At 67.4% G+C, this 22,490-nt stretch carries 21 protein-coding genes and 1 tRNA gene; 5 read left to right on the forward strand and 17 right to left on the reverse strand.

The window, feature by feature from the left end:
• Positions 1–313 precede the first annotated feature (313 nt).
• Together JKG67_RS11870 and JKG67_RS11875 are read left to right on the forward strand one after the other, a co-directional pair.
• Positions 314–1,246, forward strand: a complete 933-nt coding sequence (locus JKG67_RS11870) for an alpha/beta hydrolase (RefSeq protein ID WP_203337528.1) — start codon at positions 314–316, stop codon at positions 1,244–1,246.
• A 19-nt stretch (positions 1,247–1,265) separates the two neighbouring features.
• A complete protein-coding gene (locus JKG67_RS11875) occupies positions 1,266–2,357 on the forward strand; it encodes an esterase/lipase family protein (protein ID WP_203337529.1) in 1,092 nt (363 codons plus the stop codon).
• A 395-nt stretch (positions 2,358–2,752) separates the two neighbouring features.
• On the opposite strand, the gene JKG67_RS11880 is transcribed toward JKG67_RS11875, so the two are convergent.
• Genes JKG67_RS11880 through JKG67_RS11905 form a run of 6 tightly spaced genes read right to left on the reverse strand, consistent with a single transcriptional unit; the run spans position 2,753 to position 9,751 of the window.
• Positions 2,753–3,631 carry an SDR family NAD(P)-dependent oxidoreductase gene (locus JKG67_RS11880; protein ID WP_203337530.1) on the reverse strand — a complete coding sequence of 293 codons (879 nt, stop codon included), beginning with the start codon at positions 3,629–3,631 and terminating at the stop codon, positions 2,753–2,755.
• The gene (locus tag JKG67_RS11885; protein WP_203337531.1) at positions 3,624–5,195 is read right to left on the reverse strand and encodes a class I adenylate-forming enzyme family protein; all 1,572 of its coding nucleotides are present in this window, start codon (positions 5,193–5,195) and stop codon (positions 3,624–3,626) included. The genes JKG67_RS11880 and JKG67_RS11885 overlap by 8 nt, the downstream gene beginning before the upstream one ends.
• A 32-nt stretch (positions 5,196–5,227) precedes the next feature.
• Positions 5,228–6,532, reverse strand: coding sequence for an acyl-CoA dehydrogenase family protein (locus JKG67_RS11890; RefSeq protein ID WP_203337532.1), 1,305 nt, complete (start codon positions 6,530–6,532; stop codon positions 5,228–5,230).
• 15 nt (positions 6,533–6,547) lie between these two features.
• Positions 6,548–7,387: an enoyl-CoA hydratase/isomerase family protein gene (locus JKG67_RS11895; protein ID WP_203337533.1), complete on the reverse strand. Its 840-nt coding sequence runs from the start codon at positions 7,385–7,387 to the stop codon at positions 6,548–6,550.
• A gap of 31 nt (positions 7,388–7,418) precedes the next feature.
• Positions 7,419–8,636 carry a thiolase family protein gene (locus tag JKG67_RS11900; protein WP_203337534.1) on the reverse strand — a complete coding sequence of 406 codons (1,218 nt, stop codon included), beginning with the start codon at positions 8,634–8,636 and terminating at the stop codon, positions 7,419–7,421.
• A complete protein-coding gene (locus JKG67_RS11905) occupies positions 8,633–9,751 on the reverse strand; it encodes a saccharopine dehydrogenase family protein (RefSeq protein ID WP_203337535.1) in 1,119 nt (372 codons plus the stop codon). Before JKG67_RS11905 ends, JKG67_RS11900 begins: the two co-directional genes overlap by 4 nt.
• 269 nt (positions 9,752–10,020) lie before the next feature.
• On the opposite strand from JKG67_RS11905, the gene JKG67_RS11910 reads away from it, so the two are divergent.
• A complete protein-coding gene (locus tag JKG67_RS11910) occupies positions 10,021–10,977 on the forward strand; it encodes a helix-turn-helix domain-containing protein (protein ID WP_203337536.1) in 957 nt (318 codons plus the stop codon).
• Between the two features lie 131 nt (positions 10,978–11,108).
• On the opposite strand, the gene JKG67_RS11915 is transcribed toward JKG67_RS11910, so the two are convergent.
• From JKG67_RS11915 to JKG67_RS11940, 6 genes are all read right to left on the reverse strand, one after another.
• Positions 11,109–11,735: a TetR/AcrR family transcriptional regulator gene (locus JKG67_RS11915; RefSeq protein ID WP_203337537.1), complete on the reverse strand. Its 627-nt coding sequence runs from the start codon at positions 11,733–11,735 to the stop codon at positions 11,109–11,111.
• 9 nt (positions 11,736–11,744) lie between these two features.
• Positions 11,745–12,659: a crotonase/enoyl-CoA hydratase family protein gene (locus tag JKG67_RS11920; protein ID WP_203337538.1), complete on the reverse strand. Its 915-nt coding sequence runs from the start codon at positions 12,657–12,659 to the stop codon at positions 11,745–11,747.
• A 71-nt stretch (positions 12,660–12,730) separates the two neighbouring features.
• Complete coding sequence (locus JKG67_RS11925) at positions 12,731–13,423, reverse strand: GntR family transcriptional regulator (protein WP_203337539.1); 693 nt, start codon at positions 13,421–13,423, stop codon at positions 12,731–12,733.
• A 145-nt stretch (positions 13,424–13,568) separates the two neighbouring features.
• Entirely contained in the window at positions 13,569–14,510 is a 942-nt protein-coding gene (locus JKG67_RS11930; protein WP_203337540.1) for a 3-carboxyethylcatechol 2,3-dioxygenase, read from the reverse strand.
• Entirely contained in the window at positions 14,507–15,433 is a 927-nt protein-coding gene (locus tag JKG67_RS11935) for an alpha/beta fold hydrolase (RefSeq protein ID WP_203337541.1), read from the reverse strand. The genes JKG67_RS11930 and JKG67_RS11935 overlap by 4 nt, the downstream gene beginning before the upstream one ends.
• 41 nt (positions 15,434–15,474) lie before the next feature.
• Positions 15,475–17,376, reverse strand: a complete 1,902-nt coding sequence (locus JKG67_RS11940; RefSeq protein WP_238998341.1) for an FAD-dependent monooxygenase — start codon at positions 17,374–17,376, stop codon at positions 15,475–15,477.
• 225 nt (positions 17,377–17,601) lie between these two features.
• On the opposite strand from JKG67_RS11940, the gene JKG67_RS11945 reads away from it, so the two are divergent.
• Positions 17,602–18,195, forward strand: coding sequence for a cysteine hydrolase family protein (locus JKG67_RS11945; RefSeq protein ID WP_203337542.1), 594 nt, complete (start codon positions 17,602–17,604; stop codon positions 18,193–18,195).
• Between the two features lie 200 nt (positions 18,196–18,395).
• Here JKG67_RS11945 and JKG67_RS11950 read toward each other — a convergent pair whose 3' ends face one another.
• Together JKG67_RS11950 and JKG67_RS11955 are read right to left on the reverse strand one after the other, a co-directional pair.
• Positions 18,396–19,280 carry a pirin family protein gene (locus JKG67_RS11950; protein ID WP_203337543.1) on the reverse strand — a complete coding sequence of 295 codons (885 nt, stop codon included), beginning with the start codon at positions 19,278–19,280 and terminating at the stop codon, positions 18,396–18,398.
• A 54-nt stretch (positions 19,281–19,334) separates the two neighbouring features.
• A complete protein-coding gene (locus tag JKG67_RS11955) occupies positions 19,335–19,703 on the reverse strand; it encodes a DoxX family protein (protein WP_203337544.1) in 369 nt (122 codons plus the stop codon).
• An 89-nt stretch (positions 19,704–19,792) separates the two neighbouring features.
• Between JKG67_RS11955 and JKG67_RS11960 the strand changes: the two genes are divergently transcribed.
• Positions 19,793–20,257, forward strand: coding sequence for a MarR family winged helix-turn-helix transcriptional regulator (locus JKG67_RS11960; protein ID WP_203337545.1), 465 nt, complete (start codon positions 19,793–19,795; stop codon positions 20,255–20,257).
• A 408-nt stretch (positions 20,258–20,665) separates the two neighbouring features.
• Here JKG67_RS11960 and JKG67_RS11965 read toward each other — a convergent pair whose 3' ends face one another.
• From JKG67_RS11965 to JKG67_RS11975, 3 genes are all read right to left on the reverse strand, one after another.
• Complete coding sequence (locus JKG67_RS11965; protein WP_203337546.1) at positions 20,666–21,925, reverse strand: HipA domain-containing protein; 1,260 nt, start codon at positions 21,923–21,925, stop codon at positions 20,666–20,668.
• A complete protein-coding gene (locus JKG67_RS11970) occupies positions 21,922–22,356 on the reverse strand; it encodes a helix-turn-helix domain-containing protein (RefSeq protein ID WP_203337547.1) in 435 nt (144 codons plus the stop codon). The genes JKG67_RS11965 and JKG67_RS11970 overlap by 4 nt, the downstream gene beginning before the upstream one ends.
• A tRNA-Arg gene (locus JKG67_RS11975) sits at positions 22,331–22,403 on the reverse strand. The genes JKG67_RS11970 and JKG67_RS11975 overlap by 26 nt, the downstream gene beginning before the upstream one ends.
• Between the last annotated feature and the right edge of the window lie 87 nt (positions 22,404–22,490).

The raw sequence follows: 22,490 nt of genomic DNA on the forward strand, positions 1-22,490 counted from the left end.
CGCGCTCGGAACCAGAAGGTAGGCGTCGGGGCGCGCAGGGGCATGACGCTGCGCGCAAGCGAACTTGCCTATCCCTGCACGTCGCTCCGACGACGCATCAGCGGCTTCGCCTATCAGGGTGGGCCTCCGGAATGCAGGTCTGCACTATCTCGTGTTCCGTTGTGTGGCACGGGGTGGGCGGCCCGCCCCTCACACCCCGCACCGTGGGAGCCCGGTACGCCGCTGCCCGGTTCTCCGGATCGGTCGTGCTCGATTGAGTGACTGACACCATCAGCTGTCGGCTCAGCCTGTCTACGGCGAAGAGGAGCTCGTGATGACTCAGACGGCGGTATCCCGGCAGGACGTGCGGTTCACATCGGGTGACGGCGAGTGTGGGGGGTGGCTCTTCCTGCCCGCCGGCGCGGCGACGGACTCGCCTGTGCCGATCGTCGTGCTGGGTCACGGTCTCGCGGGGATCAAGAGCCAGCGGCTCGACACGTTCGCGCAACGGTTCGCCGAGCGGGGGTACGCCGCCCTGGCCTTCGACTACCGCCACTTCGGCTCGAGCACCGGCGAACCTCGACAGCTCGCCGATGTCGGAACACAGTTGGAGGACTACCGCAGCGCCGTGGCGCACGCTCGGACCCTCAGCGCAATCGATCCGCGTCGGGTGATCCTGTGGGGGACTTCATTCGCCGCTGGGCATGTGATGGTCACGGCCGCAGAAGACCCCGCCATCGCCGCAGCGATAGCCCAGTGCCCGTTCTCCGACGGCCTGACGGCGGCGCTAGCGATGCCGAAGAAGACGGGGATACGGCTGATGCTGGAGGCCGTCAAGGACCGGCGGACGGTGAAGAGGAAGAAGCCGCCGGTGCGAGTTCCCGTCGTAGGGTCCCCTGGAGATCTGGCAATCATGACCTCACCGGACTCTATGAACGGGTTGCGGGCGATCTTCGACGCATCGGGGGAACCGTTCGAGATCCCCGAGATTCCCGCACGCTTCATGTTCCAGGTGCCCGTCTACCGGCCCGGTCGTCGGGCATCCGGGGTGAAGGCGCCGCTGCTTGTCTGTCTGTGTGAGCGGGACAAGGTGACACCAGCGCGCAAGACAGCGCAACTCGCCTCCCGCGCCCCGCAAGGAGAAGTCAAGCGCTACGACGCCGACCACTTCGACATCTATGTCGGCGAATGGTTCGAGCGTGTCGTGGCTGACCAGATCGAGTTCCTCGAGCGGCACGTGCCGGTCGAGGCGACCGCCGTACGCTGACGGAACCAGGGAGCCGACGATGAAGCTGGCTGTCCATCTCCTCTGCCTCGCACTGGCCGCCACCCCGATGGCAGCGGCCGAGGACGGCGAGTACGCACCACTGGACCGGCCCGGCCCGGAGCTCAGCGTCCCGACCGCAGACCTCGAGGCGTCACTGGAGTGCCACGGCGATCCGAGCAGCGGCCCACGCGCAGTACTGCTCAGCCCGGGCACCAGCGTCACACCGAAGGAGAACTTCTCCTGGAACTGGCAGAACGTCTTCACCGACGAGGGCCGCTACTGGTGTGCGGTCTGGATGCCGTACAACACCTTCGGCGACATCCAGGTTGCCGGCGAGTACCACGTCCACGCGATCCGGACGATGTACGAACACACCGGTGAGCCGATCGCGATTCTGGGCCACAGCCAGGGCGGCATGAATCCTCGTTGGGCGCTGCGGTTCTGGCCCGACGTACGCCCGTTGGTCTCCGACGTCATCGGCATGGCGCCCTCCAACCACGGCACCACGATGCTGATGCACTGCATCGAAGGGGTCACCACCTGCCCTCCAGCAGTGTGGCAGCAGACCACGGGCTCGAACTTCATGGAGGCGCTCAACAGCCTCGCCGAGACCTTCGCCGGCATCTCCTACACCAACATCTACACCGCGCTCGATGCGGTGGTCCAGCCCACGAAGTCCTCCGGCCTGACCACCGGCGACGGGGAGATCTCGAACATCGCCGTCCAGGAGTTCTGCCCGCTCGATCCGTACGAGCATCTCCTGATGGGCACCGTCAGTCCTGCGGTTCACGCGCTGGTGATGGATGCGCTGCTCCACGACGGCCCGGCCAAGATCGATCGCGCCGACTCCAGCGCCTGCACCCGGCTGTCCATGCCGGGTGTCGACCCGACCTCGCTGGACTCCTACACCACGCCCCTGCTGGCACTGCCAACGTCGCTCAGCACCGTGCTCCCCTTCGTCAATGCCGCAGGCGCTCCGATGGTCGACGCCGAGCCCGCGCTGCGCTGCTACGTCCACGCCCGCGGCTGCGCGACCGCTGTCAGCACCGCCCCGACCAGCCGGTCGAGTGCCTCCAGCATCTCCAGGTCCCTGATCCCCGACAGCAGATAGGTCCCCAGCCGGCCATCGACATCGGGCGGCCCGGCATCGGCCCCTCATTCCCGGCCGTGCTGCAGGCGCAGGAAAGCGGCGCCGCCTTCGGCATCAACCCGGACAACGAGGTCTGCTACAGACTGGACTTCTTCACTCCGAGATGCGGGCCCTGATAACGCTCCACCGCAGCGCCGCGTTCGCCCACCTGAACTCCTCCTCCGGCGAACAGGCGATCAGCCCGTTCAGCACCCCACACGCTGCCGGCCGCCACCTCAGGGCCCCGAGACTCCGGACCACCTGGTCGCGCCGTCTGGCCGGCATCGGGCACCGGATCCCGCCCGCCAGGTGCCGCTCTCGCACCTCGTTCGCTCTAGCATGCCCGAAGGAGAAGCACCGCCGCCTTCGATCTACCGTCAGCCTCCCGCACCCGACGGGTCTTGCGTATTGAACGCTGCGTCGAAGGGTCCCCGTTCGGCCACCTTGACGGCGGTGAGCCGGTCGACCTCAGGAGCGACTCGGCGGAACAAGATGTCGAGGAGGGGTCGGGCGACAGCATGGAGGAGGTACTGGAGGCGCAGGGAACCGGGCACGAACACCCGTGCGCTGCGTCGCCGGACGCCACGGGCAAGAGTGTCTGCCGCTTCCGCGACGGAGTAGGTCTTGCCGACCGGACCCGGAAGCCCAGTGCGCATGTGCAGGAGGTCGGGGTGTTGGGCTTCTCCGGTGCGGACCATCGGCGTGTCGATGAACATCAGGTAGGCGACGCCTACATCGACCCCGACATGGGCGAGCTCAACCCGCACGACGTCGAGCAGTGCCTCGAGCCCAGCCTTGCTGGCTGCGTAGAACCCCTCTCCGGGGGGCGCCATGATGGCCGCCGCTGAAGCGACCCCGAGCAGGTAGCCCTTGCTCTCGATCAGGTGGGGGATGCAGGCGTGGATGAATCGCCAGTTCCCGGTCAGGTTGACGTCCAGCTGCCGGGCGAGCGCGTCGGGGTCCAGGTGGCGGGCCACGCCTACGGCGCCGATGCCTGCATTGGAGATGGCGACGTCGATCCGGCCGAAGCGGTCGACCGCGGCGGCGACGGCTGCCTGCACCGAGGCCTGGTCGGTGATGTCGCAGACGATTCCGACGCTTCCCTGGATCGTCTCCGTTGCCTGCAGCAGCGCCTGTTCGTTCCGGTCGAGCAGCGCGACACGGTGGGTGGAGGCCAAGCGTCTGGTCAACTCCAGTCCGATCCCGTTGGCTGCGCCCGTGACTACCGCGACGGGCAGTTGCTCCGACTCAGACATTGCGGGTCCTCCCTTGCCAGTATGGTTCGCGGAGATCCTTCTTGAGAACCTTGCCGTTCGCACTGCGAGGCAGGGACTCGACCAGCAGGACCGACTTGGGGGTCTTGATGCCGCTGAGGCGCTCGCGGCAGTAGGCGATCAGCTCGTCGTCCGTCAGCTCAGCACCCGGGTTGAGCTCGACGACAGCGGTGACTGCCTCGCCCCACTCATCATCGGGAAGTCCGATGACGGCGCAGTCCTGGACGGCAGGGTGGGTCCAGATCACCTGCTCTACCTCACTGGGGAACACGTTGAAGCCGCCGGTGATGATCATGTCCTTCTTGCGGTCGGTGATGTGCAGGAAGCCCTCGGCGTCGAGGAACCCCACGTCGCCGGTGTGGAGCCACCCGTCGACGATGGTCTCGGCGGTCGCCTCAGGTGCCTTGTAGTAGCCCTTCATCACCAGGTCGCCGCGGACGCAGATCTCGCCGGTCTCTCCGACCGGAAGCGGGTCGCCCCGGTGGTCGAGGATCTCGACTCGGATGAGTGGCGCGGGACGACCCGCAGCGGAGAGCCGGTCGTCGTCGGCGACCCTGCCGTCGATGAAGTGCTCCTCCGGGCGGAGGAACGCGATCCCGGACGGCGCCTCGGTCTGTCCGTACCCCTGGAACAGCACCGGTCCGAACACCTCGATGGCACGGCGGAGCTTCTCGGTGGACATCGGGGCGGCGCCGTACATGAGGTACTTCAGGGAGGAGAGGTCGCGTGATTCGATACCCGGCACCTCCAGCAGGCGGTAGATCACCGTCGGCGGCAGGAAGACCTCGGTCACCCTGTGCTTCTCGATCAGGTCAAGGAGCAGCAACGGGTCCGGGCGGGTCATCACAACGACTGTTCCGCCTCGGGCTGTGCACGGCAGGGTCAGGGTGCCGGCGGTGTGCGTCATGGGCGCCGCGACCAAGTTGACCAGAGGCTCATCAGCGCCGTAGGGGGCCGCGAGCATCAGATGGGCTGTGCTCACCGAGAGGCTGCGGTGGGTGTTCATCACACCCTTGGGGAGTCCGGTGGTCCCGCCGGTCGGCATGATGCCGGCGACCGCGTCCTGCTCCGGAGCGAACCGAGGAGGGTCGCTGGACACTCCGTCGGTGAACGTGCCGAGAGTCATCCCGTCGACCACGTCCACCCCTCGCTGGTCCGACCCGAGCGAGACGACCGTGGACAGCTGGTCGAGATCCGGCCGCAGCTTCTCCACCACGGGCAGGAAGACCTCGTGACAGAACAGCACCTCGCAGTCGAATGCGTGCAGCAGTCGCTGGATCTCCTCCGGTGGGTTGGCGGGGTTCACCGGCACCCAGGCCAGACCGGCACGCCACAAGCCCAGGACACACGCCCAGGCGACGGGGTCGTTCGGAGCCAGGACCGCGCCCTTGGTCTCGGGCGCGAAGCCCGAGCGGTGCAGGGCGTGGGCGACCCGACACGAGATCTCGCCGATCTCCTGGTAGGTGAAACTGCGGTCGTCGCTGATGAATGCCACCCCGTCCGGGTTGGCACGCCAACCGCGGTCGAAGAAGTCGGTGATGGCCATGGAGTGCGTCCTTTCGATGCTCCGCGTGGGAGTCAGTGCCGTGTCGTGCCGTTGCGGTGCAGGAGCGACGTCAGATAACCGAACTTCATCGACAGCAGGTGGTTCTCGCCGTCCTCGATCCGTGCCGCCCGTGCATCGCGGAACAGCTTCTCGACCGGGTACTCCTTGGCGAGGCCGTAGCCGCCGAACAGCTGCACGGCCTCGTCGGCCACCTCGAACGCCAGATCGGTGCAGGTGACCTTCCCCCCCGCGGTGAAGTAGGGGTGCTTGCTCGGCGACAGGAACGTGTAGTCGGTGGCACGTCGCGCCACGGCGCGGATGGTCTCGACCTTGCGTGCCATGTTCCCGAGCCGGTACTGGACCAGTTGGTGGTCGGCGAGCAGAGCGCCGCCCTGGCGGCGTTCGTGGACGTACTCCACGGCGTGCTCCAGTGAGGCGCGCGCCAGCCCGGTCATGACCTGGCCCATCGCCACCCCGGCGGAGGACCAGGTCGACGCATGCCCGGACCAGTAGCCGGCCTCCCGCGACAGCGCGAACCGAACAGGCACCTTGACGTTGTCGAAGAACACCTCACCCTGCGGGAGGGCCCGCTTGCCCAGCTTCTCCAGAGGCTTGCCACGACTCACGCCCGGCAGATCCAGGGGCACGATGACCTCGACGCCATGGGGGTGGCCCTCGGCGTCGAAGAACCCGTCACCGTAGTCCGCCGCGATCGTCAGCAGTCCGACCTGCGCAACCGGACCGTTCGACACCCAGGCGGAGGACTGGCCGTTGATGACGATGTCATCACCCTGCACCCGGGCGGTCAGGTTTCCTTTGTTGCCCTGGGCGGCCGACGCGTGGCGCTCCTGGGGGTAGAGCATCAGCCCGTCGGAGCCGCGGTCGGGCTGGGTGCCGATCCAGCAGCCGAGCTTGCCCTGGCACAGGTCGACCAGCTCCTGGCTCCCCGCCCGCTGGGCCAGCATCGCCGGGAAGGCGCCGACGCCCAATGACACCGCCAGTCCGGCATCACCCCAGCCGAGCTCCTCGACCGCCACTGCCTGGACGCGAGCAAGGACTTCGGGCGGCACCGAGTCGTCGGTCTCGTCGAAGGAGATGCCGGACGACGCGGCGGTCATCATGAACTCCCAGTAGGGCGAACCTTCGGCGACCGACTCCTCGGCGGTGAGTTTGTCGATCGCGATGCCGGCCGGCCGCATCACCTCCCGGGCGAACTTGTGGAGCCCCTTCTGAAGTGCTCGTTCCTCCTCGCTGAGCACCTCGAAGCCGGTGAGCTCGACGTGGGGCATCCCCGGGCGGGCGCTCTTCTCGGAGTGAGTGTCGACGGTCTGTGTCATGGCAGTCTCCCGTACCTAGTTGGCGGACGCGGCAGCCGCGATGGCCCCCGGCAGGTCCCGCTCGTCCTCGATCGTCTGCAGCTTCGCGAGCCCGGCCAGGTGCTCCTGCACCTCAGGCACGGACAGCAGTGCCTTCATGGCCGTGTTCTCGGAGGCGAAGCCGGCGAACTGGGCATCGATCGCGGCGTCGAAGATGTTCTTGAACACGTCGCTGACCGCGGCCACGGAGCCTGCCGACCGCTGCGCGATGTCGCGCGCGAGGCCGTCGACGTACTCACTGAGTTCGTCGGCCGGGAGCGCCCGGTTCACCAGGCCGTACGTCGCGGCCTCCTCGCCGGTGAAGTCCCGTGAGGAGAGGATGACCTCGCGGGCTCGGGCAGGTCCGATCTGCATGGCCAGCCGCACGGTGCCTCCGCCAGCCGGAAGGAAGCCGACGCTCGCCTCCGGGAAGCCGAACTTGCTGTCCGGCGTCGCGAAGCGCATGTCGGTGGCGAGCAGGAACTCGAGCCCGCCGCCGCGGCAGATGCCGTCGACGACACCGATCGTCACCTGCGGGAGTGTCTGCCACATGGTGCTGAGGGCCTGGACGACGTTGATGTCGTCGTACCTGCTCTGCGGGACGTCGGGGTCGCTCATCGCGCGGAACAAGTCGTTGAGTTCGAAGTGCGCGATGTAGAACTCCGGGTTCGCGCTGCCGAGGACCACGACTGCGGTGTCCTGGTCGAACACCAGCTTGCCGGCCAGGTCGAACAGCTCGCTCACCATCTCGATGGTCAGCAGGTTCAGCGGCGGGTTGTCGAAGTCGACACGGAGAACCCGACCTTCGCGTGTCAGATTCAGGGTGGTGTAGGACATCGTCGTTCTCCTTCTCGGATTGGAAGCGGCCTCAGGCGCTCAGGATGGTGATGGCGGCGACGGCTTCCTCGCCGGCGTACATGCCTCCGCCGTTCTCAGCGATGGCGATGCGTGCGTCGGGGACCTGTCGGGCCCCGCATTCGCCCCGCAACTGCTGGACGAGCTCGTAGATCTGGGCCAGTCCAGAGGCCCCCATGGGGTGTCCCTTCGACACCAGGCCGCCGGACGGGTTGACCGGGATGCTGCCGCCCAGGGTCGTGGCGCCGGACTCGGCGAACTTCCCGCCCGAGCCGATCTCGCACAGTCCCAACAGCTCTGTCTGCAGGATCTCGCCGAACGCCGACGCGTCGTGCACCTCGGCAACCGAGACGTCGTCCGGCCCCACTCCTGCCTGGTCGTAGGCAGCCAGCGCGGCTGCGCGGCTCACCGACCCCTCCCAGTCCGACAGTGATCTCACCGAACCGGTCCGCAGCGACGTGGCCAGGACGCGAACCGCCCGCCGCGACTGCAACCGGGCGAGCCCGGCTTCGTTGCAGACCACGGCCGCGGCTGCTCCATCGGTCAGCGGTGCGCACATCGGGACGGTCAACGGGTCCGTGACCAGGCGAGCGGCGAGGATCTCCTCCACGGACATGGCCTCGCGGAAGTGGGCCAACCGATTGTGGACCGCGTGGGCGTGGTTCTTGGAGGAGACGAACGCCAGTTGCTCCCGGGTGGTGCCGAACGTGTCCATGTGCGCCCGCGCCAGAGCGGCGTAGATCTCCATGAAGAAGCTGCGAGGCCCCTCGCCGCCATCGGCGTCTCCCCCCAGCTGGCGCAGGATATCGGCGACGCCGTCCGGGTCGTGTACGTCGACGCCGCCGTCGAAGACACTGAGCATCTTCTGCCTGTCCTCGATGTTCGTCTTCTCGGCGCCGACGGCCAGCACGATGTCCGCGGCTCCGGACGTCACGTGCAGGACGGCCTGGTGGAGCGCGGTGGCACCGGTGGCGCAGGCGTTCTCGACGTTCACCACCGGGATCGCCTCGAAGCCCATGCTTCGCAGCGCCATCTGGCCGCCCACCACGACCTGCCCCTCGAAGACCCCTTGGCAGGTGTTGCCGAAGTAGGCAGCCTGCACGTCTCGTTGGGCCAGGCCGGCGTCGGTCAGTGCCTCGGTCACCGCTCGTCGAGTGAGGTCCTTGACCGAGTGCTGGGGGTGTCTGCCGAAGGCGGTCATGCCGACGCCGACGATCCAGGCAGGAGTCATGGGCCGGTTTCCTCGGTGACATGGGCGAAGCCGTAGGACTCCAGCACCCCCAGGAGCTCGCGGTGGCCCAGGAGTTGGGCGGGCGATCGGAAGCCGGTGCCGTCGTAGGTGTTGCCCAGCAGTCGCATCGCGGCGTACGCCTGCATCAGCCCGGTCATCTGGTAGCCGGTGCTGCTGTGGATCACCACCCGGTTGGTCACGTTGTTGCCGCGCCCGGAGCACCAGTCGACGGACCGCTGGATCTGGCGGTTCTCCCGCGGCGGATCACTCGGTGTCAGCCCCGCCGCCATCCGGTCGAGGACCGGGTAGAGCTGGTCGTCCGGGATCCACTGCAGAGCCACCTTGAACAGCCGCTCGACGTCGAGGACTCGCTTCCAGATCTCCTGGTTCTGCATCGCCACGAACATCTTGCAGTTCCGGACGCGGCGGTCGTCGCGGAAGAAGACCGGCATCGCCGTGCCGCCCCAGTTGAGCCCCTTGACGACGTATCCCGTCCCCGGAACCACGAGGTCCTGGAGGGTGACGCCGTCGTACCTCTTGAGCGTTCCGTCCTCCAGGTAGTGCGCCTCTGCCCGGATCACGTCGAAGATCGACTGGGTGGAGCCGACCGTGGGGATCGCGTTGGCATAACTGCCCAGCTCGAGCGTGTCGATACCCGGTGTCTCCAGACAGATCCGGGCCAGGATGTCGTGCAGGGCGTACTGGATGGACATCGCCGAGGAGACCACACGACCGGACTCGGCGAACTTGGGCCCCCACTCGTCGAGCAGCCACAGCATGTGCTTCTGCTCACCCGCGGTGTCGAGATAGTGACACCCGGCGCGGTGAGCAGCCTCCACGACCGCCGGCGCATAGCGGAGGAACGGTCCGACCACGTTGCAGACGACCTGACGGCCCTCGAACAGCGCCGTCAGCGACTCGACGGACCCGTCGACCTCGGCGATCTCGTAGTCGGCGGTCTCGATCCCGGGGACTTTGTCCATGACGTCCTGGAGCTTCGCCTTGTTCCGGCCCGCCGCCACGAACGGGATGCTGTACTCGCGCAGGTACTCGGCCACCAGGCGGCCGGTGGAGCCACTGGCTCCATAGATCACAACCGGACGTTTGTCGTTCACGACTTGCTCCTCACTTCTGATGTGATGACCGCCACTGTTCCCTCGGTCGCCGAGGCGTTGCTTGCTCGTGTGTGCAGGGGTGCTTGCCGGTTTGCGCAAGCGCCTCATGGATCTCCTTGGCGGTCCGCCTGGCGGCACGGGGGTTGTCACGACGCGACGTCAGGTTCAACCTGTGGGAAAGCAGGAGTTGAGAGCCGATGGCGAGCACGACAACGTGGACGACCGAGGGAATGTCGACCCCCAGGGCATTGCGCGCGTGGACGGACAAGATGGCCGAGCTTCATCTCGCCTGGTCGCTGTCCTTCCCCACTGACCGCTTCGGCGCGCAGGTGCGCTACCGCAAGCTCGACGGCGCGACCATCACCGACTTCCGCGGCGGGGGGTTCACTGGCCAACGCGTGCCCGCGGAGGCGTCTGACGGGGAGATGATCGGCATCTCGGTCAACCTCGCCGGACGGGTCCTCTGCCGTCACTCAGACACCGACATCATGCTCGAGCCACACCAGATCCTGCTCTGGCACGGAGACCTGGCCCGTAGCTTCGAAGCCGTCGACCCGCATCACGAGCTCACAGTGCTGGTCCCCCGCTCCCGGGTACCGCAGCGGCTCGCCGAGGCTGCCGAGCACACTCGCTCAGCGGTTCATGCTGCGTCGGGCTGCGGCTTGGCGGCCATCGCCGCCGAACAGCTCCGAGCAATCGGACGCGAGCTGGACAACCTGAGCGAGGCAGCGATGGCGATTGCCACCCAGAGCTTCCTCGACACACTCGATTCCGCCCTGTCGCCCGTGGTTGAGCGACCCTCCCCGAACAAGCGTTCCGCGTTGCTCAGGCGGATCCGCCAACACGTCGAGCACAACCTCGACGACCCGGGCCTCTGCGCCAACTCGATCGCAGCCGCGCACGGCATCGCAGTGCGAACCCTGCATCTCGTGTTCGCCGACTCCGGCACAACCGTCGCCCGCTTGATCCGCGAACGGCGACTGCGCGCCGCCTACCGAGACCTGGCTCGTGCCGGCCACCACGCAACAGTCACCGAGGTCGCCTATCGCTGGGGATTCAGCGACTCCGCGCACTTCAGCCGATTGTTCAAGAAGGAGTACGGCATCACCCCCAGCAGCCTGCTCACCCGTCCCGGCGGGCTTGAACAGTCAGAGTGGCCGGAGGTTGGATCCGGCGAAGACCCCCGTCTGCCCTGGTCGAGCTCGGCAATCGGGCGGCTGGCTTGACCTGCACCAGACTGAGCGATGACGGATCCGCAGAGCCGCGGCGACGGTGAGCGATCCTCGATGGGCATGTGAGACTCACTCTGGAGTGTCCAGATATCCGTCGCCCCACGAGCACGCTTCCGCCGGGTCAGTCAGGATTGGAGAAGCGGTCGAGACAGCGCCGTGACAGTGGCGACGACCTCGTCGCGGGAGGGCGGCTCGTCGAGGCTGAGCGCGGCCGCCAGCACCGCCCGAAGGGCTCCGATGATGGCCGCGCCGACCAGATCCGGGTTCACCGTGTCGGGCAACTCCCCGGAGCTTTGACCCTTGCGAATGTTCTTGGCCGCCATGTCGGCGTGCTGACGGGTGCGTTCGGCATCGACCCGAGTGGCGGCCGCATCGTGCAACAAGCCAGACGCCACCCGCCTTCCCAACGGATGGTCGTAGAGGAACGCGACCTCCTGCTCGATCCGGAGAGCCTCCCGGTCCAACCAGCCCGCGTCCGTGGCGAGGTCGGCCAGGAAGACCGCTTGGTCGTAGTCGTCGTAGAAGCTGCTGACGACGGCCTCGACCAGACCCGCCTTGTTGCCGAAGTACCGGTGGATCACGCTCTGGGCCACACCGGCGGCAGCCGCGACGTCGGCAATCTCGAGGGTGCCGTGCTGGCGGAGCTGCTCCTGGGCTGCGGCGAGGAGGCGGGCGCGGGTTGCCCGCCCTTTCGCGGTGACGCCGGGCTCGCGAGCAGTCGCGGTCGTGGTCGCGTCGGTTTTCGCGGTCATGGCCTAAGGCTAGGGCGTGATCACGTGTTCGGGGTTCGGCCGCCGCTCGGCAGGGGCCTGGCTGTAGTCACCGAAGAGGCCGTCGCGTTCGGTGATCACGGAGCGAACACCTTTGGATTCAGCCAGCTCCACGAAACGCCGCGCTTCGGGGGTGTTGCGCATGAGGCCGTCCAGGATCGGGCCCAGGATCTGGGTGGAGGCCATGCCCATGTTGTCGTAGGCCTGGTTGACGATCAGCTTCATCGCGGAGAGCTGAGACAGCGGGATCTTGGCAAGTTTGTTCGCAAGGTCGGTGACGGTGTCCTCCAGTTCGGCGAAGGGGACCGACTGGTTGACCAGGCCGATCTCGGCCGCCTCGACGCCGGTGAGCGCCGCTCCGGTGAGTGCGTACTCCTTGGCCTTGGTCAGCCCGAGCCGATAGAGCCACATGCCGGAGAGGTAGGAACCCCACATCCGGCTGTACGGCGTCCCGATGACCGCGTCGTCGCTCATGATCACCAGGTCGGCCGACAGCGCGAAGTCGCTGCCGCCACCCACACACCACCCGTGCACCTGGGCGATCACCGGCTTCGGGGAGCGCCATACCGACATGAACTTCTGGGTAGGCGCCACCTGGGGAGCCGTGGAGTAGACGAAGTCCTTGCCGGGGTCCCACTCCCCATCGGTGGTGATGTGTTCGTCCCAGTGGTGGAACCCACCACCGAAGTTGTACCCGCCGCAGAAGGCCCGGCCGGCGCCGCGCAGCACGATCACCGATACCTCGGGATCCTTCGTCGCGATCGCGATGGCCGCGTCCACCTCGTCCGGCATCGGCGGAACGATCGTGTTCAGTTCCTCGGGCCGGTTCAAGGTGATGGTCGCGATGCCGTCCTGCGCGGAGTAGAGGATTGTCTGGAACTCGGTCTCGACTGTGCTCTGGGTCATGCCCTGGAGCATGGACGAACCAGAACCAGATGTCAAGAAGTGACTTCACTTCTTGTTTTTCCTCCTGAGCATCAGCCGGTGTCGCCGAGGCTGGCTTCGAACAGCGCCACGGTACTGACGATGTGGGACTCCATAGCGACCCGCGCGATGTCTGCGTTGCGCGAGCGGATCACGGTGCGGATGACGTCGTGGTCGTGGTTGCGGTGGTGAAGCGAGTCCGACAGGGGCTGCGGACCCCCGATGGTGCTGATGAAGAAATCCGAGAGATCCCACATGCGTTCGCTGAGGTCGGCCATCACCGGCGAGTGCGCCATCCGGTGGATGACCAGGTGGAACTCCCGGTTCTGGAACCGGTAGCCCCGCGAGCGTTCCCTCGGGTCAGCGAGCTCCTTGAGCTCCTCGATGCGCTGCCAGGCCGCGTCCATCTCGGCGAGCTGGTCCTCCGACCTTCTCGACGCCGCGGCGGCGGCGATCTCACCCTCGAAGCGACCGAACAGATTGAAGAAGTCCTTGATCTCCTGCACCGAGTAGTGCGCCACGCGGCAGCCGCTCTGGGGGACGATCTCGACGATGCCGGTCGCCTCGAGCCGGCGCATCGCGTCCATCACCGGCTGCTTGCTGACCCCGAACTCGGCCTTCACCTCTTCGATCGAGATCCGAGACCCGACCGCGTAGTGGCCCGAGAGGAGACGATCGCGGAGCTCGTCGAGGACGACCTTGCCCAGTCGCTGCCCGGAGCGGACGGTGAAGGCGGGTTCAGACACAGGGGGCTCCTCGGAACGGGGGAGGGATCCGAGTCTAGATGCCGCAACCGCCCTGCCCGGGCTACCGCGGGGTTCGGGCTTCGACACGGGGTTGCTACTGGTGGACATCCGTGTCTCCGATGGGTCTGGTCGGCCCGCGGCCGGGTCAGTCGAGGGTGACGGTGGTGAGGGCGAATCCGGCGATGAGCTCGCGGATGGGGCGGTAGTAGCTGTAAGTGACGGAGTACTCGCCGGCGGCGCCGAGTGCGGCATAGCCGGCGATCCACGTGCGGACCTCGTGGGACGAGTTGCCGGCGATCCGGGTCATCTCCTCCGGCCTCCACGCGTCGAGCGGGGTGAGGTCCCCGGAGGCGAGGATCCGCATCAGCTCTTGGTCCCACTCGGGCGCGAGGTCTTGGATGGTGGCGGTGCCGGCGGCAAAGTCGCGGGCGGCGTCGATGACGCGCTGCTGCCGGGCGACGCGTGCCTCGGGCGAGGGTGGGCCGGCTTGTCCGAGCAGCATGCGGCGTTGGTCGCTGGTGGCGGTGGCCAGCCGCGGGACCGGCGGGTCGTGGGAGAGGCCGCCGGAGGAGATGAGCAGCACCTTCTTGTCCAGCGTGGTCAGGTGGCGGCCGACCGCCTCGCCGAGCAGCCGAACCCGGTTGAGGGGGGTGAACGGCGGCGCGACGGAGTTGATGAAGATGGGGATGAGGGGTTTGGTCGTGATGTCGCCGTAGAGGATCTCCATGGGTTGGACGGCGCCGTGGTCGACCTCCATGTCCAGGGAGACGGCGAGGTCCACGCCGTCGGCGATGACGGCCTCTGCGAGGTTGCGGGCGAGGTCTTCGGGGACGTCGAGACGGGCGGCCTGGGAGCCGTAGTCGCCGATGCTGGTGGCGGCGTATCCGATGCAGAAGGCCGGCATGAGGCGGTAGAAGAACCCGTTGTAGTGGTCCGGCCCGAGGTTGACGACCAGGTCTGGGTCGAAGTCGTGGACGAACCGCCTGGCCTCGGCGAACGCCGCCTCCAGCTCGCCGGAGACGTCCTCGGGGAGGTCGGCGTACTCCAGCAGGGGACTGTGGCTGGTGGCCAGGAGGGCGAGCGTCATGAGGTCGCCTCCTGCGCCGCCTGGCCCCGTCCGAGGAGGAAGTCGAGTTGGGTCCGGTTGAAGGTCTCGGCGTCCTCGTACTGGGGCCAGTGGCCGCAGTTCTCGATGACCTCAAGCCGCCCATGGGTGAGGAGGGAGGCGATCCGGCGGCCTTCGTCGACGGGGCCGGAGGGGTCCTTGCTGGTCCAGATGACCAGGGCGTCGGCCTTGATGGCGCGCAGGTCGTCGTCGGTGATCATGTTGCGTCTGCGGGTCTCGAGGTCCTGCAGCGCCATGTTCATCTCGCAAGCCTTGAGCCAGTCGGGCTGCTGGAAGATGGCCTGACGGGTGCGGATGAGGTCGTCAGTGACCATGGTCGGGTCGGCCATCAGCCACTCCAGACGTGCCTTGACCCGCTCCCAAGAGGGATCCTTCGCGGCCTCCATCGACAGGGTGTACAGGCGCTCCATCACCGTGGGGTTGGCCATGGTGCCGCCCATAGTGTTGAGCACGATCTTCTCCACCCGCTCGGGATGGAGTCCGGCGAACCGAGCGGTGACCCATCCGCCGAGCGACTCGCCGCTGAGGTAGGCCTTCTTGGCGCCGAGGGTCTCCAGCACGTGGTTGATCTGCTCGATGTAGTGCGGGATCTCCAAAGGGTGGTCGGGCTTGGTGGAGTAGCCATGCCCGATGAAGTCGATGGCGTAGGTGTTGAAGTGCTCGGCGTGTGCGGCGAGGTTGCGGACATAGGCCTCGGCATGGCCGGTGATGCCGTGCAGCAGGAGGAGGAGCGGCTTGGAGTCGTCGCCGGCGTGGAGGTAGCGGGTGCGGAAGGGACCAGCCTGCAGGTAGCCCTGGGAGAACTCGACCTGAGCCAGGTCGCTCCACACGCTGGTGTATGGACGGGTCGGCGCCGAGGTCGCGATCGTCGTCGGGGTAGTCATGGGGGTTCTCCTGAGGCGTCTTGTTCTGCTCGGTGTGCGGGTCAGGCGTCGGTCGTGTCAGGGCTGTGCATGGGGACGGGGATCTCGACCGAACGGATGCTGTACTCGAGTCGGCCGGCGGCGGGGTCGTCGGCGTTGGCATCGGCGAGGCCGTTTGGGCGGTCAAGGACTCTGCACAGCGCGGTCTCGAGGAGCTGCAGGGCTTCGTCGGCGTCCCAGACCTCGGCGTTGTGCCGCCAGGCGATGTAACCGTCGGGGCGGACCAGCAGGGCACCGGCCTCGGGGATCTCGCGGATCCGTTCCCAGTAGCCGTACGGGTCGATCGTGCCGTGCTCGCCAATCACGACAGTGCGCAGGAACGGCAGGCGGGACTTCCCGGCCGCGTGCTTCCAGGCCGCACCGGCGATGCCGGTCAGCAGGGTCATCTGGCCCTTGCCGGTGACGTCGAGGGTGGAGATCCGGCGGCCGTCAGGCCCGACGAGCCAAGCATGCGGAAGCTTGGCGCCCGGTCGGGTGGTGGCCTGGAGGTAGAGCCCGCGATGTCTGGGCCACTCTTCCTCTCCCACGGACGGGTCGGGCAGGACGGCGCTGGATTCGTAGCGCTGGTTGAGCTCGACGCCATGGGCGTTGAACTCAGTGTCCTTCATCTCCAGCGCCGCGTACAGCCCCTGGCGCAGCGCCACGCCCTCCGGGCTGGCGGCCTTCAGTTTGGCCAGTCCGGCGGCGACCGGATCGTCGGCGGTGTGGTCGAACCACTCGCGGAGCGCGGCGTAGTCCTTGCGGGACTGGTTGGCTCGGGCCACGACCTGCTTGCCGACCGGGACCCGCTCATCCGAGTAGGACTCCAACAAGCCGGGGCCGGCGTAGCCCTTGACTGCGAACGCGACCTTCCAGGCGAGGTTGAAAGCGTCCTGCATCGAGGTGTTCGACCCCAGCCCGCTGCTGGGCGGGTGACGGTGGACGGCGTCGCCACCACAGAGCACCCGGCCCAAGGAGTAGCGGGTGGCGTGCTGCTGGTTGACGTACCACAGGGACTTGCTCACGATCTCGGGCTCGACCGACGGGTCGCCGACCAGGGTGCGGATCTGTGCGATCACCGTCTCGTCTGACAGGTCCGGTTCACCGGCGGCCATGTCGAATCCCCACCCGGCGATCCACTCCTCCCACGGGCGGATCGCGCGCAGCAGGCCCATGCCGATCTCGCCGAAGCCGGCCTTGGAGTTGAAGATCCAGTACAGGACGCTGGGACGGTGCTCAACGTATCGGGTCAGGTCGGCGCGGAACCGGATGTAGGCGGTGCCGGCGCGGGCGAGCTCACCCTTGAGCGGGAGGCCGAGCTGCTCGACGATGCGGGAGCGGGCACCGTCGAACCCGAGGAGATAGCGAGCGCGCTGGGTGAAGACCTGGCCGGTGCGGCCGTCCCGCAACCGGACCGTGACGCCGTCGGTGTCCTGGACGTGGTCGAGGTACTCGGTGTTGAAGCTGATCACCGCGCCGCGTGAGGCGGCCGCGTTGATGAGGATGGGCTCCATCTGCGGCTGCGGGAGGTCGAGCATGGTGCACGGGCTCCCCTTGAGGTAGTCGCCGTGGCGCAGGTCCCCGGTGCCCCAGGTCTGCAGCCGGACGATCTCCTCACCCGCCAGACTGGTTGTGAAGAGCGTGTCGCCCATCTGGTCCCAGGGCGTGGCCTGGCTGCAGGCCTCCTCCTCGAGCCCGAGGTCGCGCAGCACCTCCACGGCCCGTTGGTTGGTGATGTGGGCACGCGGGCCGTTGGCGACCCAGGGGAAGACCGTGACCGCGTGCACCCGGACTCCGTAGCTCGCGAGCGCGGTGGCAGCGACGCCACCCGCCGGCCCGAGGCCGACCACGACCACGTCGGTGTCGAACCCGTTCGAGTCACGGTGGAACGGCTCGAACATCGGGGCCGGAAGCGAGTTGTTCATCAGAGGACCTCTCTTGCGCGTGAGCGACCTGTACGTCGGAAATGACCGACATCACTACCACTAGCACGCTAGTTGCTCCGGAAGCAACCTTCGCGGAGGTGAGCAAACAGCGCGCACTTCGCCTTGAATTGGCGGTTTGGGGTGGTGGCGACCGCAGGATGTGGCTATTGTCAGTGACAGACTAGCAGGTCAGTTTGGGTCATCCCGTCATCAAAGGAGTCCTCCATGGAGCTGAACACATCCACCACGGCGTTCCTCGCCTGCCACTTCGAGAACGACGTCGTGGGCGCCGAGGGCGCGTTCGCGCCCTTCTTCCGCGCGGAGATAGAGCGCCGCGGTGTGCTCGGGGTCGCCAAGCGGCTCCTCGATGAGGCGCGGGCCGCCGGCGTCCAGATCGTCTACACGCGCGTCGCGTTCCAGGAGGGGCACAGCGACCTGGTCACCAACATCCCGCTGCTGGGCGTCGTCGCGCAGCAGGGCAGCCTGCTCGACAACACCCCCGCTACCGAGATCGTTGACGAGCTCAAGCCCGAGATCGACGACTGGATCGTCACCAACCCCAAGGTCAGCGCCTTCGCCTCCAGCGACCTCGACGAGCGCCTGCGCGCCGCCGGCATCGACACCGTCGTTGTGTTCGGCGTCGCGACCAACCTCTCGGTGGAGAGCACCGGCCGCGCGGCCGGCGACCTCGGCTACCGCGTGGTCGTCGTGGATAACGCCTGCTCAGCAGCCGCTCCCGAGGCCCACGATGCCACCATCGCCTCCTTCGGCCTCCTCGGAGAGGTCGCCTCCGCCGACGACGTCATCGCCGCCCTCTGACCTTCTGGCTCTCCCGGCCCCAGGAGCACCCCTGAGGTTGCGATTCACCCGCGCGCCGGATCCATCAGGTGAGCTGATCTGGAACTTGCCAGACCGGAGGTCGATGGGCGGCCGACGTAGCCGCCGCCACACCCCAATGTCCCGCTGTCGCCCCGTCAGCTGACAGGGCCTCAGCGGCTGCGACCCGGCGGACGGGTCGGTCAGAGATGCTCGAGCCGGGCCTGGCGCGGGACGTTGCCGAGCTTGCCGGAGTGGAAATCGCGGAACGCCTGCTCGATCTCAGCGCGCGTGTTCATGACGAACGGCCCGCCCATCGAGACCGGCTCGCGGATCGGCTCGCCGCTGTAGATCATCACCACGCTCGGCCGGTCGCTATCGCCGGTGGCCAGCGCCATCGCCGAGATGTGAGCGCCTGGCACCGGGTCGGACCAGGCGATCTGGCCAGCGCTGACGGCGCGACCCCCGACGGTGACCTGGCCCGAGAGGACGTAGAAGAAGGCTCGGTCGCGGCCCGGCAGCAGGTAGTCGTGCCCGCGGTTCGGCTCCAGAGTGAGCAGCGATCCAGAGATCGGCCAGTTGACCTGCGCAGCACCGGAGGTGCCCTCGACGTCTCCTGCCACCAGGTCGATGCGGACGCCGTCGCGTTCGATGACCGGCCGACTGCCTGCGGGCAGGTCCTGGTAGCGGGTGTCGACCATCTTCATCTCACCCGGCAGATTGACCCACAGTTGCAGGGTGTGGGCCCGCTCATTGCGGAAGGCCAGCTCGCGATGGATGATCCCACGCCCGGCAGTCATCCACTGGACATCGCCCGTGGTCAGTGCCCCAGCATTGCCCAGATTGTCACCGTGCTCGAGGACCCCGTCCAGGACGAGAGTGACGGTCTCGAAGCCGCGATGCGGGTGCCACTCGAATCCGGGCGAGGAGAACCAGTCCTCGCTGAGCAGCAGGAACGGGTCGGTCGCGGTCGGGTTCAGCGGGGTGATCACGACGTTGCGATCGTCGACCTGAGCGTCGCCACCTAGGTGGGTCGCGTTCTCGACGCGGGCCAGGATGCGCCGCGTGGGGCTATCCTCTGCTGCCATGGTTGTTCGCCTCTGGGCGAGATGGGGTGGGTGAGGGGTCGGCAGCGACAGGACTCAACCCCAGATCGCGACGGCCTGGACCGTGACGAACCCGCCGGCGACCGCCAGCGCGATGAGAGCAGGCACCGTCGCCTTGACCCCGTCACGGAATCGCACGTGGAAGCCGACGGCGCCGAGCATCAGGGCGACCACGGCTATGCCGGCGGCCAACCCGAGACCGTTGACCCAGATGCCGACGACGATCCCGATCGCCGCTGCGACTTCGGCGAAACCGATGAGTCGGTAGCGACTCCAGGCAATCGAGAAGTGGTCGGCGGACTCACGCATCGCAGGTTGACCGCTGACCTTGCTGATGCCTGCACCGAGGAGCAGGAGAGCGATCAAGGCACCGAGCACCAGGAGCAGGATCTGAACAGTGGACATGGAGGCTCTCCTCGCTTGAGTTGATGTGTCACCTCAAGCGTACCCGATCAGGGTGACATGTCAACTCACCCATTGGTAAGGTCGCCCGCATGACACGGAGCGCAGAACGGCTGAGCGAGTCCGAGATGATTGCCTGGCGGACCTTCATGGAGATGCAGGAGGTGCTGCGAGGTCGGATGGAGCAGCAACTGCAGGCCGACAGTGGTCTGTCGAGCACGGACTACACCGTGCTGGTAGCGCTCTCCGAGGAGCCCACCGGCCAACTGCGGGCGGTGAACCTCGCCCAGCGGTTGCAGTGGGAGAAGAGCCGGCTTCATCATCACCTGACCCGGATGTGCCAGCGTGGCCTGGTCGAGCGCCGCAGTGGCGAAGGGCGCAGCTCTCTGGGCGCCATCACCCCCGAGGGTCTCGCAGCTCTCCAACTGGCCGTCCCCGCGCACACCCGCGAAGTGCGGCGGATGGTGTTCGACCGACTCAGTGAGCAACAGGTCCAGCAACTCACTGACATTTCGCGCGCCATCCTCGACGGCTTCGACCGCGACCTCCCCAGCTGAGCGGGCATCGAGCGGATCGCGCGGCATCCAGGCGGGATACTGAGGCGGGCAACTGCTCGGGCGCCACGTCAAGGAAGGCGGCGAGCGTCTGCAGTTCAGCGACGTTGAAGGGCGCGTGGCCTGGAGCCGGCGACTCATGGCGCCCTGCGAATCTGCTCATGACAACCGACCTACACGCCGAGTCGCGGGCGGAAGCCGTCGCGCGGCGCATTCGCGGGCTCATGGGCGAGCAGCGTGTCAGCGGCCCGGCAGGTTGCGGGGGAGGCTCCGATGTCCGTGGTCTTCGGTTCCTGTTCCCAGTCTCCGGTACCAACGTTGCGCGCCAGTAGGGATTCGAACCCAAACCTTCTGATCCGTAGTCAGCGGGCATGGGCCCCGGCCGATTGAGAAACCGGGCCTGTCGCTCGCTCAGCCGGTCCGCTTCTTCACCCACTGCGCGGTGGTGTCGACGAGGCGTGCGACGGTGGGACTGTCGTAGCGAGCGACGTCCCCGCTCGCGGCCGCCTCGGCGATGGCGGCGGGCAACCCTGCCGCTTGCCGTTCGATCTCGGCACGGAGCCAGTCGGCGTCCACGTGCAGGGCCGACCCGGCACGGGCCCAGGTGCGGAGGTTGATGGCGGTCGCCCGGAAGGCGCCTTCGACGCTCATTGACAACTCGGTGCCGGTGCCGTCGGCGTACGCGAGGTGACTGTTGAGGTCGTACAGCGGTGCGAGGCGAGCAGTGTCGCCGGACAGGAGCAGCGAGTAGTTGCGAGCGTGGGCGTCGGTGCCGCAGGTGAGCCAGTTGAACACCAGTGCCTGCGCGAACCGCTGGTTGTCGACGTCGGGGTCGCTGCTGACCCGGCGGATGAGGTCGGCGACGCGGGCCGCATTGGGACCACCTTGGGTCTCGTATCTGCGGCCGGGCCACTCCGCGAGCGCCTGGCACATGTCTTCCTGGTGCACGCGCAGGTACCGCTCGTTGCGGCGTACGCGGTCGTAGCGGGTGACGACGACGGCGCGCTCGTCGGCGAACTCCTCGACGGCAACCCGGGCGGTGGGCAGACCGAGGGCGGTGGCGGTGCGCATCGTGACGGCTTCGACGAGGTCCTGGTCGTCCCTGCCGGGAATGGCGGGCTTGATGATGTGGGTGGACGGGACGGCGCCGGACGGATCGCTCCAGCAGTCGTCGGCGCGGTGCAGCGCGATCTTGGCCTGGGCGCCTGCGAGTGAGAACTTTCCGATGGTGCTGTCGTCGAGGTTGACGGGCAGGTCGGCCTTGGCGCGGCGCAGCATCTCGGCGACGTCGGAGGCGGCGAGTGGCGCGAGGACGCCGTGGCCGGTGAGGACGTTGTCGAGCCGGTCGGGGCGCACGAACTGGGCGGCGCCTGCGACGTCCTCGCCGACGTGACGCAGGAGGGCGAACGCGCTGTTGTCATCAGCGATCTTGAAACGGCGACGCCACTGACGCAGTGTCTCGGGGCGGTCGGGCAGCAGTCCGTCGAGCCACGGCTCCAGCGCATTGCTCCGGTACCGCTTCCTCCGGTCAGCCATCGACACCGACAACGGCGTCGGGACGGTGGTCGAGTAGAGCAGCCGGACGGCCTTCTTGCCGGTGCGCTGGACATCACCGATGACGCGGCCGTTCATGACCACGTGCAGGAGGTAGTCGTCTTCGGGCTTGGTCATGAAAGGTCATCCAGGAGTTCGTCCAGGTCGACGAGGTCGCCGTCAGCGGTGTCGGCAGCAGCCTGGTCGGCGGCGCTGGCGGTGAGGCTGACGCTGACGCCGAGGGCGGCGGCGACGCGCATGACCATGTCGAGGGGGGCGGTTGGCTTGTCGCCCATCTCGAAAGCATTGAGCCACTGGCGGCCCACGCCCGCGATGTTCGCGAGGGCAGATTGCGTGATGGCCTCGGCAACGCGGACATTGCGCAGCGCAGGGCCGAGATCGCTAGCCCGCTCCACCCGTACTGTCGTCATACGACGACAATAGCAGGTGTCGCCGTTCGGCGACGTCGCAGTCGCGATGATGTTGTGCCCGAGAACGATCAAGCCGCAGGTCAGCGGGCTGACCTGCGGCTTGATCGATTTGCGCGCCTGTAGGGATTCGAACCCCAAACCTTCTGATCCGTAGTCAGATGCTCTATCCGTTGAGCTACAGGCGCCCGTCACGAGGACCTGTAGAGAATAGCGGACCCGGCTGCCGCCCTGAAATCGGCCGACCAAGTAGCCTGCCACTCATCGACGCCACA

The sequence above is a fragment of the Nocardioides limicola genome (assembly GCF_016827675.1).
In the GTDB taxonomy this organism is placed as follows: Bacteria; Actinomycetota; Actinomycetes; order Propionibacteriales; family Nocardioidaceae; genus Nocardioides; species Nocardioides limicola.

Bases quoted from the DNA above. Each gene is read 5' to 3' on its own strand.
- JKG67_RS11870 (WP_203337528.1), top strand. From the start codon at position 314: ATGACTCAGACGGCGGTATCCCGGCAGGACGTGCGGTTCACATCGGGT.
- JKG67_RS11875 (WP_203337529.1), top strand. From the start codon at position 1,266: ATGAAGCTGGCTGTCCATCTCCTCTGCCTCGCACTGGCCGCCACCCCG.
- JKG67_RS11880 (WP_203337530.1), bottom strand. From the start codon at position 3,631: ATGTCTGAGTCGGAGCAACTGCCCGTCGCGGTAGTCACGGGCGCAGCC.
- JKG67_RS11885 (WP_203337531.1), bottom strand. From the start codon at position 5,195: ATGGCCATCACCGACTTCTTCGACCGCGGTTGGCGTGCCAACCCGGAC.
- JKG67_RS11890 (WP_203337532.1), bottom strand. From the start codon at position 6,532: ATGACACAGACCGTCGACACTCACTCCGAGAAGAGCGCCCGCCCGGGG.
- JKG67_RS11895 (WP_203337533.1), bottom strand. From the start codon at position 7,387: ATGTCCTACACCACCCTGAATCTGACACGCGAAGGTCGGGTTCTCCGT.
- JKG67_RS11900 (WP_203337534.1), bottom strand. From the start codon at position 8,636: ATGACTCCTGCCTGGATCGTCGGCGTCGGCATGACCGCCTTCGGCAGA.
- JKG67_RS11910 (WP_203337536.1), top strand. From the start codon at position 10,021: ATGGCCGAGCTTCATCTCGCCTGGTCGCTGTCCTTCCCCACTGACCGC.
- JKG67_RS11915 (WP_203337537.1), bottom strand. From the start codon at position 11,735: ATGACCGCGAAAACCGACGCGACCACGACCGCGACTGCTCGCGAGCCC.
- JKG67_RS11920 (WP_203337538.1), bottom strand. From the start codon at position 12,659: ATGACCCAGAGCACAGTCGAGACCGAGTTCCAGACAATCCTCTACTCC.
- JKG67_RS11930 (WP_203337540.1), bottom strand. From the start codon at position 14,510: ATGACGCTCGCCCTCCTGGCCACCAGCCACAGTCCCCTGCTGGAGTAC.
- JKG67_RS11935 (WP_203337541.1), bottom strand. From the start codon at position 15,433: ATGACTACCCCGACGACGATCGCGACCTCGGCGCCGACCCGTCCATAC.
- JKG67_RS11940 (WP_238998341.1), bottom strand. From the start codon at position 17,376: ATGAACAACTCGCTTCCGGCCCCGATGTTCGAGCCGTTCCACCGTGAC.
- JKG67_RS11945 (WP_203337542.1), top strand. From the start codon at position 17,602: ATGGAGCTGAACACATCCACCACGGCGTTCCTCGCCTGCCACTTCGAG.
- JKG67_RS11950 (WP_203337543.1), bottom strand. From the start codon at position 19,280: ATGGCAGCAGAGGATAGCCCCACGCGGCGCATCCTGGCCCGCGTCGAG.
- JKG67_RS11955 (WP_203337544.1), bottom strand. From the start codon at position 19,703: ATGTCCACTGTTCAGATCCTGCTCCTGGTGCTCGGTGCCTTGATCGCT.
- JKG67_RS11960 (WP_203337545.1), top strand. From the start codon at position 19,793: ATGACACGGAGCGCAGAACGGCTGAGCGAGTCCGAGATGATTGCCTGG.
- JKG67_RS11965 (WP_203337546.1), bottom strand. From the start codon at position 21,925: ATGACCAAGCCCGAAGACGACTACCTCCTGCACGTGGTCATGAACGGC.